The sequence below is a fragment of the Methanolobus sp. ZRKC2 genome, from assembly GCF_045291185.1.
Classification (GTDB): domain Archaea; phylum Halobacteriota; class Methanosarcinia; order Methanosarcinales; family Methanosarcinaceae; genus Methanolobus.
The window spans coordinates 2,518,011-2,536,871 of sequence record NZ_CP146980.1 but is presented as its reverse complement, the minus strand read 5'-3'; the positions used below and the strand labels follow the sequence as shown (position 1 = coordinate 2,536,871).

16 protein-coding genes are annotated in these 18,861 nt (G+C 38.1%); 12 read left to right on the top strand and 4 right to left on the bottom strand.

Features of this window, described 5'->3' with window-relative positions; genetic code table 11:
• Positions 1–30: 30 nt before the first annotated feature.
• The 4 genes from V7O62_RS12160 to V7O62_RS12145 form a co-directional block, all read right to left on the bottom strand.
• The gene (locus V7O62_RS12160; protein WP_406656596.1) at positions 31–1,122 is read right to left on the bottom strand and encodes an AI-2E family transporter; all 1,092 of its coding nucleotides are present in this window, start codon (positions 1,120–1,122) and stop codon (positions 31–33) included.
• Positions 1,123–1,226: 104 nt separating this feature from the next.
• A complete protein-coding gene (locus V7O62_RS12155) occupies positions 1,227–3,215 on the bottom strand; it encodes a phosphoadenosine phosphosulfate reductase family protein (protein WP_406656595.1) in 1,989 nt (662 codons plus the stop codon).
• 107 nt (positions 3,216–3,322) lie between these two features.
• Positions 3,323–4,696 carry an NADPH-dependent glutamate synthase gene (gltA, locus tag V7O62_RS12150; RefSeq protein WP_406656594.1) on the bottom strand — a complete coding sequence of 458 codons (1,374 nt, stop codon included), beginning with the start codon at positions 4,694–4,696 and terminating at the stop codon, positions 3,323–3,325.
• Positions 4,696–5,538, bottom strand: coding sequence for a sulfide/dihydroorotate dehydrogenase-like FAD/NAD-binding protein (locus V7O62_RS12145; protein WP_406656593.1), 843 nt, complete (start codon positions 5,536–5,538; stop codon positions 4,696–4,698). The genes gltA and V7O62_RS12145 overlap by 1 nt, the downstream gene beginning before the upstream one ends.
• A gap of 318 nt (positions 5,539–5,856) precedes the next feature.
• Here V7O62_RS12145 and V7O62_RS12140 point away from each other — a divergent pair, with 318 nt between their 5' ends.
• From V7O62_RS12140 to V7O62_RS12085, 12 genes are all read left to right on the top strand, one after another.
• Complete coding sequence (locus V7O62_RS12140) at positions 5,857–7,233, top strand: mannose-1-phosphate guanylyltransferase/mannose-6-phosphate isomerase (protein WP_406656592.1); 1,377 nt, start codon at positions 5,857–5,859, stop codon at positions 7,231–7,233.
• A gap of 102 nt (positions 7,234–7,335) precedes the next feature.
• Positions 7,336–8,370: a GDP-mannose 4,6-dehydratase gene (gmd, locus tag V7O62_RS12135; RefSeq protein WP_406656591.1), complete on the top strand. Its 1,035-nt coding sequence runs from the start codon at positions 7,336–7,338 to the stop codon at positions 8,368–8,370.
• A gap of 110 nt (positions 8,371–8,480) precedes the next feature.
• A complete protein-coding gene (locus V7O62_RS12130; protein ID WP_406656590.1) occupies positions 8,481–9,923 on the top strand; it encodes a flippase in 1,443 nt (480 codons plus the stop codon).
• A gap of 91 nt (positions 9,924–10,014) precedes the next feature.
• Positions 10,015–11,013, top strand: a complete 999-nt coding sequence (locus tag V7O62_RS12125) for a Gfo/Idh/MocA family protein (RefSeq protein ID WP_406656589.1) — start codon at positions 10,015–10,017, stop codon at positions 11,011–11,013.
• A 4-nt stretch (positions 11,014–11,017) separates the two neighbouring features.
• Positions 11,018–11,983 (top strand): ATP-grasp domain-containing protein, encoded by a 966-nt coding sequence (locus V7O62_RS12120; protein ID WP_406656588.1) that lies wholly within the window; start codon positions 11,018–11,020, stop codon positions 11,981–11,983.
• On the top strand, positions 11,973–12,992 hold the full coding sequence (locus V7O62_RS12115; RefSeq protein ID WP_406656587.1) for an NAD-dependent epimerase/dehydratase family protein: 1,020 nt from the start codon (positions 11,973–11,975) through the stop codon (positions 12,990–12,992). The genes V7O62_RS12120 and V7O62_RS12115 overlap by 11 nt, the downstream gene beginning before the upstream one ends.
• Before the next feature lie 4 nt (positions 12,993–12,996).
• Entirely contained in the window at positions 12,997–13,659 is a 663-nt protein-coding gene (locus V7O62_RS12110; protein WP_406656586.1) for an HAD family hydrolase, read from the top strand.
• Entirely contained in the window at positions 13,656–14,384 is a 729-nt protein-coding gene (locus tag V7O62_RS12105) for a class I SAM-dependent methyltransferase (protein ID WP_406656585.1), read from the top strand. Before V7O62_RS12110 ends, V7O62_RS12105 begins: the two co-directional genes overlap by 4 nt.
• A 17-nt stretch (positions 14,385–14,401) precedes the next feature.
• Positions 14,402–15,508, top strand: a complete 1,107-nt coding sequence (locus tag V7O62_RS12100) for a DegT/DnrJ/EryC1/StrS family aminotransferase (RefSeq protein WP_406656584.1) — start codon at positions 14,402–14,404, stop codon at positions 15,506–15,508.
• Positions 15,505–16,695: a glycosyltransferase gene (locus tag V7O62_RS12095; RefSeq protein WP_406656583.1), complete on the top strand. Its 1,191-nt coding sequence runs from the start codon at positions 15,505–15,507 to the stop codon at positions 16,693–16,695. The genes V7O62_RS12100 and V7O62_RS12095 overlap by 4 nt, the downstream gene beginning before the upstream one ends.
• 53 nt (positions 16,696–16,748) lie before the next feature.
• Positions 16,749–17,744 carry a glycosyltransferase family 2 protein gene (locus V7O62_RS12090; RefSeq protein ID WP_406656582.1) on the top strand — a complete coding sequence of 332 codons (996 nt, stop codon included), beginning with the start codon at positions 16,749–16,751 and terminating at the stop codon, positions 17,742–17,744.
• Positions 17,745–17,791: 47 nt separating this feature from the next.
• Positions 17,792–18,745: a class I SAM-dependent methyltransferase gene (locus V7O62_RS12085; RefSeq protein WP_406656581.1), complete on the top strand. Its 954-nt coding sequence runs from the start codon at positions 17,792–17,794 to the stop codon at positions 18,743–18,745.
• Positions 18,746–18,861: the final 116 nt, after the last annotated feature.

Below are 18,861 nucleotides of genomic sequence, written 5' to 3'. Positions count from 1 at the left end.
CAATCGAACCACTTGGATGAAAAGAAATTCTCAGTCCGAAACCTCATTTTCAGATAAAGAGGAACTATCTTCAGAAAAAAGAGAGACTTCGGATTCCTCATCAACATATACGCGATATGCGGCAATTATGGCACCAAGGAGTATAGGGGCTGCAAAGAAACCCGCAATACCACCTACAAAAGCTCCTCCGAGGAAAGCAAGAAGAATCAAAAGCGGATGAACATGTGATTTCACACTGGCAAGGTATGGCCGCAGGAAAAGTTCAGGAGGCACATATATAACGATAGATGCCACTACAAAAAACACAACAGCACTTTCAGGACCTTGCTCAATATAACGATATAGAGAAAGAGCAAGCAGGATCATGTAACCTGCAAACATGGGAATAACTGAAGCTATGAAAATAAGAGCTGAGAGTGCGAGAATGTTTGAAAAACCGAATGCATAGAAAACAACAAGTGAAAGAATACTAACTATCAGTGCGGCAGATGCATTTCCTATAAAAATTCCCTGAAGTATAATATCAAGATGATGGAAATACCTGTTAACTGAACCTTTACTTTTTTCCGGCACTATGTTGAGCAAGGCAGAGTAAAACTTATGACCATCGGCAAGCAGGAAATAACATACGAAAATAGCTATGATCAGATTGAGACCGAACATCATTAGATTTCTTGCATAGGAAAAAATGCCCGAGTTCCCAATTATCGGAAGGAAAGAAGTTGAAAAGTTCCATACCAACTGCTGCACATCATCGCTATACTTAGCAGGTATGTCTATTGCCCTGAAATAATCGAATAAAACGTTTATGACATCAGCCTGATTCTCAATGATCCAGGCAACCTGGCGAACTATCTCGAACAGGCCGGATCCGATTATGAAAACAACCGGAACGACAATACACATAGTAGCTACAAAGGCACCTATACGGGGGAACCTGTTCAGTTTCATAAATATAGGCCTGGAGATATACGCAAACACAAGCCCTAGGACTAAGCCGTCAGCCAGGGGCAGGAATATGAATATCTGCACAACCAGAAGCAATAGAAGAAAAGCTCCCACAGCTATCTTCCATTTAGAGTCAAGTATACGGGAAACGCCGTCCTGTTGAATTGAAACCATTTACATCCTTCAGAAATTTAATAAATAACAGTCGCGTTTATATAATTACCTCAGCCTATTAATAACCCACCGTATAAAAGTGAAATATGCACATTCACGGGTTATCAAAATTTACCTGAATACTTCAAAATTACGCAGGAGTCCGTGCACCTGCCACATCCAATACATTTCTCATTCACCAGAATGCCATTTCCCGCATCCAGGACGATTGCCCCACAAGGACAGGCATTGATACAAATACCACACTCGGTACACCTGTGATTCCGATCCAGTTGTTTTGAAACATCTTCAAAAAGCTGTTCTGCCTTTTCCTTATTTTCCGAATTTACCACCATACTTCCTGATGAGAATATTTTCACTGTAGAGGAATCCTTACTAACAAACAAAAGCCCAAGTTCTTCCGAGAAACTAGGCTTTCCCAGGATATTAATGACATTAGATGTCTTCTTCATCGAGAGACCACTTATTGCTCCCTCTATGGTATAGCCACCTGCCTTACATGGAGAAATACCTGAAGTTACTTTGATACTGAAAGGGGACAACTGCTCCTTAAAAGAGCTGGAAATCCCCATTTCTTCGCAAAACTTTAACATTTTAGGAGGAAGCTCTTTCCAGCGCCATAAACCATGACCAACGAATTGTTCAGGGGTGCCGGTCTTTTTTGCCCATTCAAAGAGGAAAAAGTTCCAGGTTTCATACAGTTCAGGGTGCAGGTCCTTCAATCGTTCATATTCCGCAGAAAGCGCTGCAGGGCACAGGTAGCAGCCTACCCTTTCAAAGCCCATATCATAAAGAGGATTGTACTGTAGTCCTCGCCAGTAAATGTACAACCAGACCTCAATTGCCCTCCAGTCCCTTATCGGGAATATGTTCAACTGACCCGGCACAAAAGTATTCTTTTCACTTGCAGCAATCTTTGCCCTGTTAAATGATTCGTACTTCCTCTTGCCATCTATTGTCAGGCAGACAGGAGCAATTTCAAGACATTGCTCAATGGCTTCGTTGGCAGGAGACAATTTACAGATTTTACAGCACCATCTGAAGTCCTTAGCAGGAGGACCGAAGGCTTCCACATTATCCCAGAAACCAGTGGATGCTTTTTTCTCAATTAACCGAATATTATTATCCCTGCAATATTCATGAACAAAATCCACTGTCTCTGGGAACTCAATACCCGTGTTAAGGAAAAATGCCCCTACATCCCGGCTCCTGAGAGCACTTCCGGCCAGATCCAGAACTACAAGGCTGTCTTTTCCACCACTGAAAGAAACATTAACAGGAAGATCTTTGTATTGTTTCTGGTTTGCAATGCCCTTGATAGTATTCATGGCATTCTTTCCCAGGGTTCGAAGATGTTTTATGTTAGCAGCTACAACGTCATCCATGTTCGGGACTTCAGGATTCAGAAAAACTTCCCGAGAGTCCACCTTCCGTACCTTGATCACAGAGGCTCTGCAATCCTGGAGATTCTCAGCATTGCAATATGCAATACCATAGCCTGTAAGATTTCCCGAGTCAATCAGAACATAATCGCCGTTTTTGATATCTGCAGACACATCCTCAATCATGTCTGAACCAAGTTTTTTCCCGTTAAGGTGCCTGTTGCTTTTCTTAAGCACGACAAGCTTTTTGGTGCAATTTCGGAGAAGGACTTTCGCACCCTGCACCATTGGTTCAAAAACATAATCCATTGAACGTATTTCAAATCTGAGTATTCCAAAAAACAGGCCATCTACAATGACTTCATCAGTCTTGTCATCTCCTGGAATTTTATTCAGCAGCACAATTCGCTCATTAAGAGGATCACAACCAAATAACTTAATCAGTTGTTCATGAAGTATCTGCCTTTCATAAGGAGAACAAAACCTCACATCAGCCGGTTGAGATAATATGATTCGCAGTCCGTCCTTACCGCAGGTGCAGCATTTGGCTTCAACAAGAGGAACATTGCATCCCCTGCACCAGAAAATAAAGTTTTTTTCGTGATCTGCATACCGTGAATTAGATTTTCTGGCCTTACGTTCCGTCGCTTTAGTACCAGAGGATTTACCTTTTTTACCGGCATGCTGCCGATAGGATCTATTTTGACTCATCGGATGTATCAGTTACTCCTTCGCTTAAGGATTACTTAAATCGTTAAAAAAGAACGTCAGTCCGACAAAAACGCCGAACATGATTTAGTCAGTAGTTAACTCCGGAACTATTTCTTCCCGAGATAATCATTTATGGTTTTTGCTGCGATCTTACCGGCACCCATTGCACTAATAACAGTTGCAGCACCGGTTACTGCATCTCCACCTGCGCAGACATTGTCCAGAGAAGTCTTCCCGGAATCATCTACAACTATCGTGCCACGGGAATCGACCTCCAGTCCCTTTGAACCGGAAAGTATCATCGGATTAGGTGAAGTCCCGATTGCAATGATAACAATATCCGCATCGAGGACATACTCAGACCCTTCTACGGGTACAGGGCTTCTGCGTCCGGATGCGTCGGGTTCTCCGAGCTCCATCCTGATACATTCAACACCTTTGACTGTCATGTTCTCGCCTTCAAGTATACGAACAGGATTGGTAAGGAATCTAAAAACGATTCCTTCTTCCTTAGCATTCTCTATTTCCTCTTTCCTTGCAGGGAGCTCTTCTTCACCACGGCGGTAGACAATACTTACCTCTTCCGCACCAAGGCGAAGCGCACTGCGGGCCGCATCCATGGCAACGTTGCCTCCGCCTACCACAATCACGCGCTTTCCTCTCTTGATGGGAGTATCATAGTCAGGGAAGCGATAGGCTTTCATCAGGTTAACTCTTGTAAGAAACTCATTTGCCGAGTAGACACCGTTGAGGTTCTCACCTTCGATTCCCATGAACTTCGGCAGGCCTGCACCAGTTCCGAGGAAAACCGCATCAAACTCTTCCTTTAATTCATCAAGAGTTTTTATCTTACCGATGACATAATCTACCTTGACATCAACACCAAGTTGCTTTATGTAGTCAACTTCATCCCTTACAATTGCCTTTGGAAGCCTGAACTCCGGTATACCGTAGGTAAGGACTCCTCCTGTATCATGAAGAGATTCAAATATAGTAACCGCATGACCTGCTTTAGCAAGATCGGCTGCAGCCGTTAGGCCTGCAGGACCTGCACCTATGACAGCAACGTTTTTTCCACTTGGCTCGGCCTTTACAGGAGGTTCCACACCCTCCTTCCTTTCATGATCGGCACAGAAACGTTCCAGTCGGCCTATTGCAACAGGTTCACCTTTGTTTGCAAGTACACAGTATTGTTCACACTGCACCTCCTGGGGACAAACCCTGCCACAGACAGCAGCCAGGGAATTCGTCAGCTTAATCGTAGCAATTGCTTCATCAAAATTGCCGTCTTTTACCTGAGCAATAAAACCGGGAATATCAATATTCACCGGACATCCTTCTACACATTTGGGGTTCTTGCACTCCAGGCAGCGTGCTGCCTCAGCAAGCGCCTGCTCTTCAGTATAACCCAGTGCAACTTCTTCAAAATTGCAAACCCTTTCCTTAGGGTCCTGATGAGGCATTGCCTGTCTTGCTGCCATCAGTTACCACTCCTGCAGGTGCACTCATGATTCTCAAGACACTCGGACTCCTCACTGCGATATAGCGCAAGCCTGCTCATCAGCAGATTAAAGTCAACCTTGTGAGCATCGAATTCTGGCCCGTCCACGCAGGCAAACTTTGTCTCACCGTCAACGGAAACTCTGCAACCACCACACATACCAGTACCGTCAATCATTATCGGATTGAGGCTGACAATTGTTTCCACACCATAAGGAGCTGTCATACCTGCTGCTACTTTCATCAGGATAGGGGGACCGATGACAACGATTCTTGCAACCCTCTCGCCACTGTCAAGTATATTTTTCACGACATCGGTCACAAAACCATGATGTCCTTTGGAACCATCATCAGTAGCTACATAAAATTCATCGCTTTCAGCCTGCATTTCATCTTCAAGCATAAGAAGGTCTTTATTCCTTGCACCAATAACTGATATTACTTTATTACCTGCTTCACGATAAGCTTTAGCCTGCGGATATACCGGAGCTATGCCTACGCCACCACCCACAAGAATGACTGTACCAAGTTTTCTTACATCGGCAGGTGTTCCGAGAGGGCCCACAAAATCCTGTAGTTCATCCCCAGTTACCATCTTTGCCAATTGCTTTGTTGTCTTTCCCATTTCCTGGAAAATAATAGTAACATATCCTTCCTCTGCATCGAAGTCTGCAATTGTCAGAGGTATCCGTTCACTGGTCTCATCAATGCGTATAATAATGAACTGACCAGCCTTTGCAGCCTTTGCAACATCCGGTGCCAGTACTTTCATCTGATGAACCTGGGGAGCTATCTGTTTTTTTTCGAGAATTTTGTATGACATGAGATCACGTTATGAACTTAGAGTAATTCAAGATAGAAATCTGTGCATATGATTAGGTTTCTAGTACTTAATACTTAAGTAAAGGTGAGATAGACATTAGTCATGATTTGTCTTTTAGGTAAGAAAAGACAGATTGAATGATGAGGCATATAGCTGATCAAAAACATATGTTTCTTTGTTTCTGCCGGCAGCATGCAAGAGATAAATAATCTAATAAACATTTCAGAACCAAGGAAATATGCTCTGTGTAATTTACTTAAATGTCGGTATGCTTATTTATATCAAGTGAGCAATTTGCATGTAAGTTAAAATGGAGGAATGTGCATAAAATCGATGATTCTTGCAGGTGGATCGGGAACCCGTCTCTGGCCACTTAGCCGGGAACTTTACCCAAAACAGTTTTTGAAGATAAAGGACAAGTCCCTTTTCCAGGATACAGTATCAAGATGCCTGCAAGTCTCAGACATATCGGAGATATATGTCGTCACAAACGAAATGCACAAATATTTTGTGATCGGGCAGGTGGAAGAGCTTGGTTATCAAATACCTCTGGAAAATCTTCTCCTTGAACCTGAAGGAAAGAACACGCTTCCTGCAATTTGTTACGGAATGAGAGAAATTGAAAAAACTCATGGAGATTCAGTAGTAGGTGTCTTCTCTTCAGACCATGTACTGGACAGCCATGCTATGAAAACAATATCAAGTGCTCAAGCACTTACATCCGGTTATCTTGTGACCTTTGGGATAGTGCCAGTATACCCCCATACAGGCTACGGGTACATTAAGCCCGGTGACGAGATAGACATCGGAAAGCAAGTCATGGAGTTTAGGGAAAAGCCCTGCTATGAGGATGCTGAAAGGTTCATCTCTGAAGGATGTCTCTGGAATAGCGGAATGTTCCTTTTGGATACCAGTGTTTTTCTGAGTGAAGTGCAGGAACTGGCTCCTGATGTATGGGGTGCTTTTGAGAATTCGGAGAGTATTCAGGAAGCATTCAAGAAAATGCCCAATATTTCCATAGATTATGGAATTATGGAGAAATCAACGAAGGTAGCTGTTGTCGAACTTGGATGCAAATGGAGTGATCTTGGGAACTTCGATGCACTTTATTCTGAATCGGAAAAAGACACAACGAACAGTTGCGCGATTTCCTGTGAGGACATATTTGTTGACTCTGAGAATAACTTCGTATATTCAAAGGATAACAAGCTGGTTTCACTGATAGACATAAACGATATGGTAGTTGTCGATACAACAGATGCTCTGCTGGTATGTCCTCGAGAGAGCAGCGAGAAGGTAAAAAATGTCGTCAATATCCTCAAAAAAAGAAATGATGACAGAATCAATATCCATGAAACCGTCTATCGTCCATGGGGTTCATACTCATTATTAGAGAACTCTGAAAGACATAAGATAAAGAATATATCGGTCCTCCCAGGCAAAAAACTAAGCTTGCAACTCCATCACCACAGAAGCGAGCACTGGGTCGTTGTCAAGGGGATGGCACGTGTGGAGAATGATGGTGAAAAATACTTCTTGAGACAGGGAGAAAGTACATTCATCAGGGCAGGTGTGAAGCACAGGCTTTCAAATCCCGGGAAGTTCCCCCTTGAGATCATTGAGGTGCAACTGGGCGAATATGTGGAAGAGGATGATATTGTCAGGTTTGATGATGAGTATGGAAGAGTTAAATAAATACATTTCCATGTTTGTATAAATATCATTCAATAATAATCGGTACCAATTATGATTTAGGATAAAAAATATTTATCACAAATATAAGCAGGAAAAAAGAAAATGCCTAAAATAGCTCTTATCACAGGAATTACAGGACAAGATGGTGCTTACCTCGCAGAATTCCTATTGAACAAAGAATACATTGTACACGGTATTAAGCGGAGGTCTTCATCTTTTAATACTGCACGTATAGACCATCTTTATAAAGATCCACATGAAAGAAATGTAAATTTCTTCATGCATTACGGTGACTTAACCGATTCTACTAATCTGATAAGGATTATACAAGAAGTTCAACCTGATGAGATATACAACCTTGCCGCTCAGAGCCACGTTCAGGTCTCATTCGAAACACCTGAATACACCGCAAATTCTGATGCACTTGGAACACTACGAATTTTAGAAGCCATACGCATTCTTGGTATGGAGAAAAAGACAAAATTCTATCAGGCTTCAACAAGTGAACTCTATGGCAAGGTTCAGGAAATACCTCAAAGTGAAACAACTCCATTCTACCCAAGAAGCCCCTATGCTGCAGCAAAGTTATATGCATATTGGATCACAGTGAACTATCGTGAGGCGTATAACATGTACGCTTGCAATGGTATTCTTTTCAATCATGAATCTCCGATTCGAGGAGAGACTTTTGTAACTAGAAAAATCACAATGGCTGTGGCCAATATCAAAAAAGGACTTCAAGACAAATTATATCTAGGTAATCTTGATGCTAAGAGGGACTGGGGATTTGCAGGAGATTATGTGCAAGCCATGTGGTTGATGCTGCAGCAGGATGAGCCGGATGATTATGTGATCGCTACAGGTGAAACACATTCTGTGAGGGAGTTTGTGGAGCTTGCTTTCAGAGAAGTTGGAATTGAGATTGAGTGGAAAGGTGAAGGCGTGGATGAGGTTGGTATGAACAGTGCGAACGGAAAAGTTTTGATTGAGGTTGATCCGCGCTATTACAGGCCAACTGAGGTGGAGCTTCTTATTGGAGACCCTAACAAAGCTAAAGAGAAGTTGGGATGGGAAGCAAAAGTTGGACTTAAGGAATTGGTAAATATGATGATCATGGAAGATTTAGGTAAACTATGACAACCTCACTTTACAAGATACTTAATTAATTAAAAATATCTTGCATATATGATGTGTATTAACGATAGCACATAATCATGTCCAAATTTAAAACTTTTATTTCCCGGATAATGAGTATAAATCCGATTCAACGTCAGAGTATCGTGTCGTTTATCTGGCAAATCATACTTACATTTATTGGTTTTTTTAGTACGATGTACTTTGCGCATACAGTTGGAGCAGGCATTTTGGGAGGATACTTCCTGTTTCTTGCATATTTAAGTATTATCGGATTGGTTACTGATGGTGGTTTAGGAGGAGCAGCAGTCAAACGCATCAGCGAAGGAGAAGAACAAGACACTTATTTTAGTGCATATATTGTTCTGCGCATTTTATTCGTAACATTAGTTATGCTGGCACTGATTTCATTTCGCAGTTACTTTATAGACCTTAACGAATCAGGAACCTTTGCTTGGTTATTGATAGCATTAGTTGTGTCAATTCTACATGGAGCAGTTTCAAACGGCACTGTAGGATGCGGAAAAGTAGGCATAAATGCAACTGCAAATTTCATTAATAATATATCACGGATTCTTATTCAGGTAGTTGCTGTTTTTCTTGGCTACGGGGTTGCTGGACTGGCCGGCGGCTTTGTTTTGGGAAACATCGTTGGTTCTATAGTACAGATGCATTTTTTTGATCTGCATTTCACGCGTTTTGGGTGGAGACATCTAAAAAGTTTATCTTCGTTTTCATTATGGTCATTTCTCATCTCAGGGGGAAGCTTAGTATTCATGAATTCCGATTCAGTGATGATTGGATATTTTCTGAAAAATGCCGATGTGGGCGTATATAGAGTAATATTCCAGTTTACAGCACTTGCAGCATTTACAACAACTGCGCTTCGCTCTTCATTATGGCCGAAGGTTAGCAGATGGGATAAAATTGGAGAAACAAGGCTTATAGAAGAGTCACTTTCCCGCGCATTAACATATTCACTTATATTAGCACTACCATTGTTCATGGGTGGAGCTTTGCTGGGAGATAAACTACTCTATTTTTTCTATGGTGCAGACTTTGTTAACTATGAAACGCTCATGATTTTATTTGGAGTGCAAATTATAAATGTTTTTCAGTATTTTTTCACCACATTTTTAAGCGCAATGAATCGATTAAAAGAATTATTTAAGATCACAATTGTGGCGGTTGCAGCTAATGTTGTACTAAATGCAACTTTAATTCCTATAATAGGTATTCAAGGAGCTGCGATTGCTACCCTTGTGACAATGAGCTTGAATGCTTTTCTGGCAAGACGTGTTCTAGCTAATATTATCACACTTCGATTAGAACACAGCAATTTGCTAAATATTTTTAAAGCTACTATTGTTATGGGGATGATTGTTGGCGCATACCGTTTGATTGTACCATTGTCCAATGTTTGGCTAACATTGGGAGCAGTCGTAATTGGGGGAGCAGTTTATGGATTGTCAATATTGAAGTTGGATAGGAAGATTTATGAAGATTTAAAAGGAATTGTGATTCAGATGAATCTGCCATGGCCAGACTGGTTGTAGTCTTAAAAAGAAGTTAGATATATAGAGGATATATTTTAAAATATAAAGTTTTGGCCATATCTTAACATGCATATACTAATGAACAAAAGGAATGATTCAATTGATTAACATCGCTCAAATTGGTGTAGGCTATTGGGGACCAAATATCCTCCGAAATCTAATTTCAAATGACGATTGTACGGTAAAAACCGTAGTTGAACTTTCAGCAGAGAGACAAGAATTTGTTACTTCTCTTTACCCAACTGTTGATGTAACAGATGATGTTGAATCCGTATTCAAAGACTCTCAAATTGATGCAGTCGTCATTGCTACTCCAGTAGCAACTCATTTTGACCTTACCACTAGAGCTCTTGAATCTGGAAAACATGTTTTTGTGGAAAAACCAATGGCAAAGACACCAGAAGAAGTTGAAGAGATTGGTATTCTTGCTAAAAAGAACAATCTTGTAGCCATGGTGGGTCATACTTTCTTGTATAATGCTGCCGTTCGTTACCTCAAAAAATTGATTGATTCTGGAGAATTAGGAGAGATTCGTTACATATACAGCCAACGCCTGAATCTGGGGCGTATACGTCCGGATGTGGATGCTTTATGGAACTTTGCTCCACATGATGTGAGTATTATACAATATTTACTTGGAGACCCTACACCTTTATCTACTAAAAAGCAGGGTATGGACTATGTACAAAAAGGAATTGATGATGTAGTGTTTTTAAATATAATCTATCCCAATAAAGTCATGGCACACATACATGTTAGCTGGTTGGATCCGCATAAAGTGAGAAAAATAACAGTTGTAGGATCAAAGAAGATGGTAATTTATGATGATATTGCAGATAATAAAATTGCCATTTATGATAAAGGTATAGACCGCATGGCCATATTGGGGGAAAATATGGACTTTGATAGTTCCAGCATAGTTCAATTCAACCATCGATCCGGGGATGTTCATTTGCCCAAGGTACAATTTGAAGAACCACTGAAAATAGAGATGGAACACTTTATTGATTGTATTTTAACTGGAAATGAGTGCTTGACAGGAGCCGAGCATGCGCATAAAGTAGTAACAATTTTGGCGAAGGAATTATGATACCATGGATGAAATAATTGTGCTTGTGACAAGTGCTGGCGTTTCATCTGCAATAAATATTATAAAGTCATTAAAACTACAAAACGAATTCAAAATATCAATAATAGCTACTGATCTTGATGAGCTTGCACCAGGATTACATCTTGCAGATCATTCATATATATCCCCTCCAATTTCAAAAACTGAAGAATACTTGAATTTCATATACGAAATTTGCGAAAAACACAATGTAAGTGTACTATATCCTTGTTATTCCAAGGAACTGGCAATAATATCCAGAGCCAAAGATGATTTCAATCGATTGGGAGTTAAAGTGCTATTATCATCCCCAGATGTTATTGATTTATGTAACGATAAAATGAGCGCTTCTATGAAAGTTGAAGAATTGGGGATACCTGTCCCAAAAATCATATTAAATCCAAATAAATTCAACTTGCCTCTTTTTTCTAAGCCATTGGAAGGAAGCAGCAGTGAAGGTGCTACTTATGTGGACAATTATCTAAAACTGCATTATTTGCTTAATTCAACTGAAAAAAGAATTTATCAAGAATATGTAAGTGGAGATGAATATACAATTGATGTATTATGTAGTAATGACTCAGATGTCCTTTTTTCAGGCCCACGAAAGAGAATCTCAACAAAATCGGGTCAATCTGTCAAAGGTATTACGATAAATAATGATAGATTGGATGATTATGTCAATAGTATTTGCAAGTCTTTCGGAGTGGTTGGTGTTTGCAACATTCAATTTATTGAAAGAGAAGAAGAGTTCTATTTCATAGAAATAAATCCAAGGTATGCTGCTGGTGGACTCATGCTGACAGTTAAAGCTGGAGCAAACCTCCCACTTGCAGCACTAAAGTTAATGCTGGGATTTAATATCGACAAATCAGAACTTGTACACAAACCAAATATTGCAATGACAAGGTATTGGGAAGAAATAATAGTTGAGGATTTACATGAAGATTAAAGAATCTAAAGTTTTTGTAACAGGCGGAGCAGGGTTTATCGGGTCACACATCGTTGAAGAACTAGTTGCCTTAGGTGCAGAAGTTACAGTTTATGATGATTTCTCATTTGGTAAGTTAGATAATTTAGCCCATATAAAAAACGAGATAAATATTGTGGAAGGAAGCATTCTTGATTTTGAATTACTTAAAAATGAAATGAAAGAGCACGATGTTGTATCTCACCAAGCAGCCCAATTAGAAATATTTCTAGGAGCAGATAATCCAATTCAAGATTTGAATATTAATACAATTGGAACATTGAATGTTTTAAAAGCCGCCAAGGTAAATGAAGTGAGAAAAGTAATTAATGCATCTTCGGCTTGTATTTATGGACAAACTATATCAAGAACTGCCGAGGATTATTTACCAATGCCTAATTGGGAATATGGGGTTAGCAAACTTGCTGCGGAGAGATATGGAACCATCTACAGCAAGTATAAAAACTTAGGTGTTGTTAATTTAAGATATGCAATAGCTTATGGTGAAAGAGAATGGTACAGAAGAGTCTTAACAATTTTCATCAAGCGTGCTATTCAAAATAAACCACTTGTTGTCTTTGGTGATGGGAAGCAAATAAGAGATTTTGTTTATGTCAAAGATGTCGTAAAACTGCATAATCTTTGCATAGAAAACGAAGCTGCTAATGGACAATCATATAATGTCGGAACAGGCACTTCTACTACAATTATCGATTTGGCTAACTTAGTTGCGGATGTCGCAGAAGACGTTTTAGAATATAGGCCTACTATTATTTTTGAGGAGACTAAGGAGGGAGACTATTCTAAGTTAGTTCCAGATAAAAAACGCAATACTGCAGAACTTAATGTTATGCTTTTAGATATCGAAAAGGCGTATAAAGAACTGGGATGGAAACCAAAGACAGCACTTGAGCAAGGTATTAGAAATGAGATGATATGGGCAGTTAACAACTTAGAATACTGGAATAAAATACATTATACTACAGGGTAAAAAAATGATGTTCTTTTTCGACCTTGATGGACCTATATTAGATGTTTCCGAAAAGTATTACCAAGCATATTCATATAGTTTGCAGGAATTGAATTGCACAGCTCTGCCTAAGGATGATTATTGGAAGTTTAAACGTCTAAGAGTTCCTGATTACGAAATATTGTCTAAAACTGATTCTGAACACTTACTTGCAGAATATAAAACCCGACGCAATGAACTTATAGAAAAAAAAGAAATGCTTGCCTATGATTGTGTGTGGACTGAATTGAGGAAAACATATGATTCATTATTCAATGAATTTCCAGCCATTCTCGTAACCTTGCGTACTGAGCCTGAAATGGTCAATTGGCAATTAAGAGATTTAAATATTGATACATGGTTCAAATCTATAATCTCACGTCCATCGACAGGAATTTCAAAAGATAGATGGAAAATAAAAGTCGATGCAATAAAAGCACTCGACCTATCAAAAAGTATTGATATACAAGAATGTGTATTTGTCGGTGATACTGAAACTGATATAGTTGCTGGCAAACAATTGGGAATGAAAACTGTAGGAGTAACATTTGGTATCCGTGATAAAAAATTATTGTCCCCATTGAAACCAGAGATTTTAGTAGATAATCCATCTGATTTAGCAGTTCACTTAAAGGAGACATATCTGTGAATACTCACTCAATTTCTGAAACAGAGAATCTTGATAGTATATATAAATTTTACAGCGAAGAAGTCGGCTTTGAAAATATTTTGCTGCGATATAAAGTTCAATCAATTAAACCACATTTGAAAGGCAAGGCATTGCTGGATGTAGGCTGTGGAGTTGGATTTTTGTGCAGGGCATTCTCTAAGTATTTTGATTGTGTGACCGGAATTGACGGATCCCCTAAAAAAATTCAAAAGGCCAAGGAAATTAATGCATTACCTAACATAAACTATATTCAGAATCTGTTTGAAGACTTCAATCCAGAAGACAAATTTGATACAATTATTGTGACAAATGTCCTCGAACATATTGAAACTGTGGATGATTTTTTAGGAAAAGTTAAAAGTATGCTCGCATCCGAAGGAAGAATCATTATTACGGTACCGAATGCCAAAGGATTGCACAAAAGAATCGGAAAGCATCTGGGAATGATTACCGATTTTTATGAACTCACTGAGGCTGATATAGAAAAAGGTCATCAACGAATTTATGATAGAGATAAACTTGTTGCTGATTTAGAGTCAGCATCTTTTTGTGTTTCATCGGTAGAGGGTATTCTGCTCAAGCCATTATCCCATAGGCAAATGGAATCATGGGATATAGAAATATGCGACGCACTTTACGAAATTGGAAAAGACTTGCCAGATTATTGTTCAAGTATAATGGCCATTTGCGAAAAAAAGTTATGATTGTGAGTTGAAAAATTATGATTGTACCATTTGTTGACCTAAAGAGGCAATACCTATCTATCAAGCCTGAAATAAACAACGCCATAGAATCTGTCATTGAAGATACAGCTTTTGTCAGAGGAAAGTATGTTACAGATTTCGAAAATGCTTATGCTGAAAAATACGGTGTAAACCATTGTATAAGTGTTGCAAATGGTACAGATGCAATCTACATAACCTTGAAGGCGCTTGGAATAGGATTAGGTGATGAAGTAATCACTGTTGCTAATAGCTGGATATCAACTTCTGAGACAATCACACAAGCAGGTGCAAAAGTTGTCTTTGTTGATATTGAACCTGATTATTTCACAATTGATGTTTCAAAAATTGAAGAAAAGATTACATCTAAAACAAAAGCCATAATTCTCGTTCACCTCTATGGGCAACCTGCAGAAATTGATACTATCAAAGATATTTGTGACAAACATAGTTTTTATCTAATAGAAGATTGTGCTCAGGCACACTTTGCATCCTACAAAAATCAGAAAGTCGGGACATTTGGTATAGCTGGTACATTCAGTTTCTACCCCGGAAAAAATCTAGGAGCATATGGCGACGCAGGTGCAATTATCACGAATAATGGGGAGCTTGCAGACAAAATGCGAATGTTTGCAAACCATGGGTCCCTAAAAAAGCATAAACACCAAATAGAAGGGATAAACAGCAGGATGGATGGGTTGCAGGCTGCAATTCTTTCTGTGAAATTACCTTATATAGATGAATGGAATGAAAAAAGATATCATAATGCACTTTTATATAATGAACTATTGTCCGACGTTGAAGAAATAACTGTTCCAAAAATAAGACCCAACGCCACTCATATTTTTCATGTTTATTCAATTCGTACAAACAAAAGAGATAAACTGCAGACCTATCTTGAAGGAAATGGAATTTCCACCGCAATTCACTACCCTGTAGCCCTACCATTTATGCAGGCTTATAAGTATTTAGGTCATCATTCAGAAGATTTTCCCGTAGCATATCAGTATCAAAATGAGATTTTGTCTTTGCCTATGTACCCTGAATTGTCCACCACATCTGTGTATTATGTAGTTGATAAGATCAAGGAGTTTTTTAAGCAATGAAAGTTTTAATGCTGTGGAAATATTATCCACAATATCTTTCATATTTTTATGAAAAATATCCATATGTTGTCGATTTGCCATTCCAAGAACATCGAAATGCGATGCTGAATGACCATTTCGGCTGGCCCGGAGACTTGAGCAGATACATGAATAATCAGGGGATTGAAACCGAATTTATCATTGTGAATGCAGAATCCATGCAAAAACAATGGGCTAGAGAAAACAATTTTGAGTCTTACTCAGATAGTGGGTGGGAAAAAGAAATTGCAATGGAACAAATCAAAAGATTCAAACCAGATATTCTCTGGATTACTGCAATTTTTGATTATTTCGGGGATTTCATAAAAGATGCTTCAGCTCATTGTAAAAAGGTAATAACGTGGGTAAGTTGTGCTACACCCGATAATTTGGATTTATCGGGATTGGAAGTTTTGGTTACCAGCCATCCAGAGATGCTAAAAGACAAACAACATCTGTTCAACGAGGTAGTTGTTGTAAAACCTGGATTTGATTCAGAGATATTAAAAAAGATTGGAAATGTTGAAAAGAAATACGATGTCACGTTTGTTGGAAGTATTACAGCAAATCATCTAAAGCGCGCAGAAACATTAGCTTATCTTATAGAAAACGGGATTGACCTAAAATTTTTTGGAAACGTAGGTGAAACACCAAAAATCAGAAAAGATGAAATAATAAAGCAAGTAGGGAAATATGTTTCCAGTTTACAGAATATTCGTAAAGGAATTCATATTTTTAGAGATACATATCTGCAAACAAGTCAGAAACATAATGATTACCAACGTCATATTGAAACTATAAAAAAAGTGTATCAAGGCCCGGTATTTGGCATGAAAATGTACCGGACTCTTGCAGCCTCGCACATAACATTAAATATACATATTGATGTAGCAGGTGACCATGCAGGAAACATGAGAATGTTTGAAACTACAGGCGTTGGAACATGTTTATTAACAGAGTATTCTGAAAATATAAATGATTTGTTTGAACCCGGAAAAGAGGTTCTCACTTATATTTCGAAAGAAGATCTGTTAAGTAGTATCAAAAAATCTCTTGAGTTTGATGAATGCATTGAAAGCGTGGCCAAAGCTGGACAAGAAAAGACTCTAAATGATCATTCAATTGAAAGAATGTTCACAGAACTAGAATGCGTTTTTGACATTGAATAGGAATTTGAAAGAGTACAAGTTTAATCAAAAATAACAGTCGAGTAGGTTGAATAATGAATTCGGCATCTGATTACAAAAAATCAAACTTGGGCCAGCCTTCATTGCTAATATATATCCCTTCTTTCAACCGCTTTGAATTATTACTTAAAAAGATCAAAGTGCTGTCACCACAAGTCGATGGTGTGCGAACAAGATTAGTAATCAGTGATAATTGCTCAACTGATAACCGTTATTTAGAATTGAATGATTTCGTGGATAGTTCTAAAGTAGATACAATACGTCGAAACAGCAATAAAGGAATTGCTGGAAATATCCTTCATGCTTTTGATGAAAAGTTTGGAGATTTTGTTTGGATACTATCAGATGATGATGATGTTTTTCCAGATTCTGTTGAGAAAATTACAGACTCTCTTGATTATGATTGTGATCTTATATATCTCCGTTCAAATATAAAAGGTGAAAAAAATATAAAAAGCATTGATAGCGTGACAACTAAAAAAGAATTTTTTACTTTGTTTTCAGGACTTTCAATGACAGGGTTAATCTCATCAAATGTATATAATAAATCAAAAATCAATGAAAGTACCCACATAGGATACTTATTTTGCAGTAATCTTTTCCCACACACTGCTATGTTTTTAAATCAGATATCAGACCAAAACAGTATATTGATAAAAATAATAGATGATGTTGTAAAATGGCATTTTGGAGAGATTACATATAGCTCATCCTATTTCAGAGCATGGGTTTCATATTTAGATCTTGTAGAAATTGTTGAAGAGAAATATAGATACAAATTCATCAAAAAGTTTCTTTTCGATTGGGCATATACCCATTATATTCCAGTATGCTACAATTCGAATAACTTACTGAAATATATATATTATTCATTGAAATATCCTAAATCTTTCATTTGGTTCAGTTATTTTTTATTGACTTATCCCCTTTACTGGATTATGCGTAAATTAAAAATATTTACAGCAGGTATTTTAAAAACAATATTAAAAAAAAATCAATATGATATACTTAAAGACTGGATGAAACAATAACATTAAAAATAATCAAAGTTATCCTAAACTATATTGGATGATGCCCTATGATCAACAATGTGTGCCAAATATGTTCTAAAAAGACAGAACTATTTTATGAAGACATCTATGATGACCGATATGGCTTTCCTCAAACATATTCTTTACTGAAATGTGACTCATGTGGGCATGCAATTGTATCCCCAGAACTAACTCCAAAAGAAATATCCACATTATATACAGAATATTATCCACGAAAAGAAATGCCTGCTGAAATGAACACAAAAACAATAATTGCATCAAAACGTAAAATTTTCCTTGAAGGAAAAGGAACATCTTGTCATTACAGTGTACCTTCAAAATCACGTTGCTTGGATATTGGATGTGGTTTCGGAGAATCATTATTCTATTTAAAACATAATCAGTGTGAAGCCTACGGTATCGAAGCTGACGAAAATGTGTTGAAAATGGCCGAAAAATATGATTTGAACATAAGAGTGGGACTTTTTAAATCTTCTGATTATTCTACTGAAAATTTTGATTGTGTCACAATGTCACAAGTACTTGAGCACATGATAAACCCGGTTGAAACAATAAAAGATGTCCATGACATTTTGAAACCAAATGGTCATCTGATTTTTAGTGTCCCCAATTCTGAATCAATCATGGCCAAAATTTTCAAGCGAAAATGGATTAATTGGCACATACCGTATCATCAGCAACATTTTACAAAAGACAGCATAACAATGTTGGCTCATAAATGTGGATTTGAAATAGAATCCATAAAAATAATAACGCCTACATCTTGGATAATATATCAAATTAATCATTTATTATATTATCCAGAACAGAAAAAAGCTTCAGTTTTTTGGTCACACCTATATAGAAATAACTTAGGATTGAGATTAATATTCACAACTACAAGTATAATAGACCGATTAAAACTAATGGCACCAATCGCAAGACTCTTGGACTTCTTCAAAATAGGAGAAAGTTATGTTGTTGTGTTCCGAAAATCATAAAGTTAATCTTGATAGAGCTGAAATCTATTAATGATGAGAAATTATTGAATAAGGGTATGGGAAACACAGATATAAGTGTTCATAATGTCTCCAGAGTGGTTATATTCCTAGGAAAA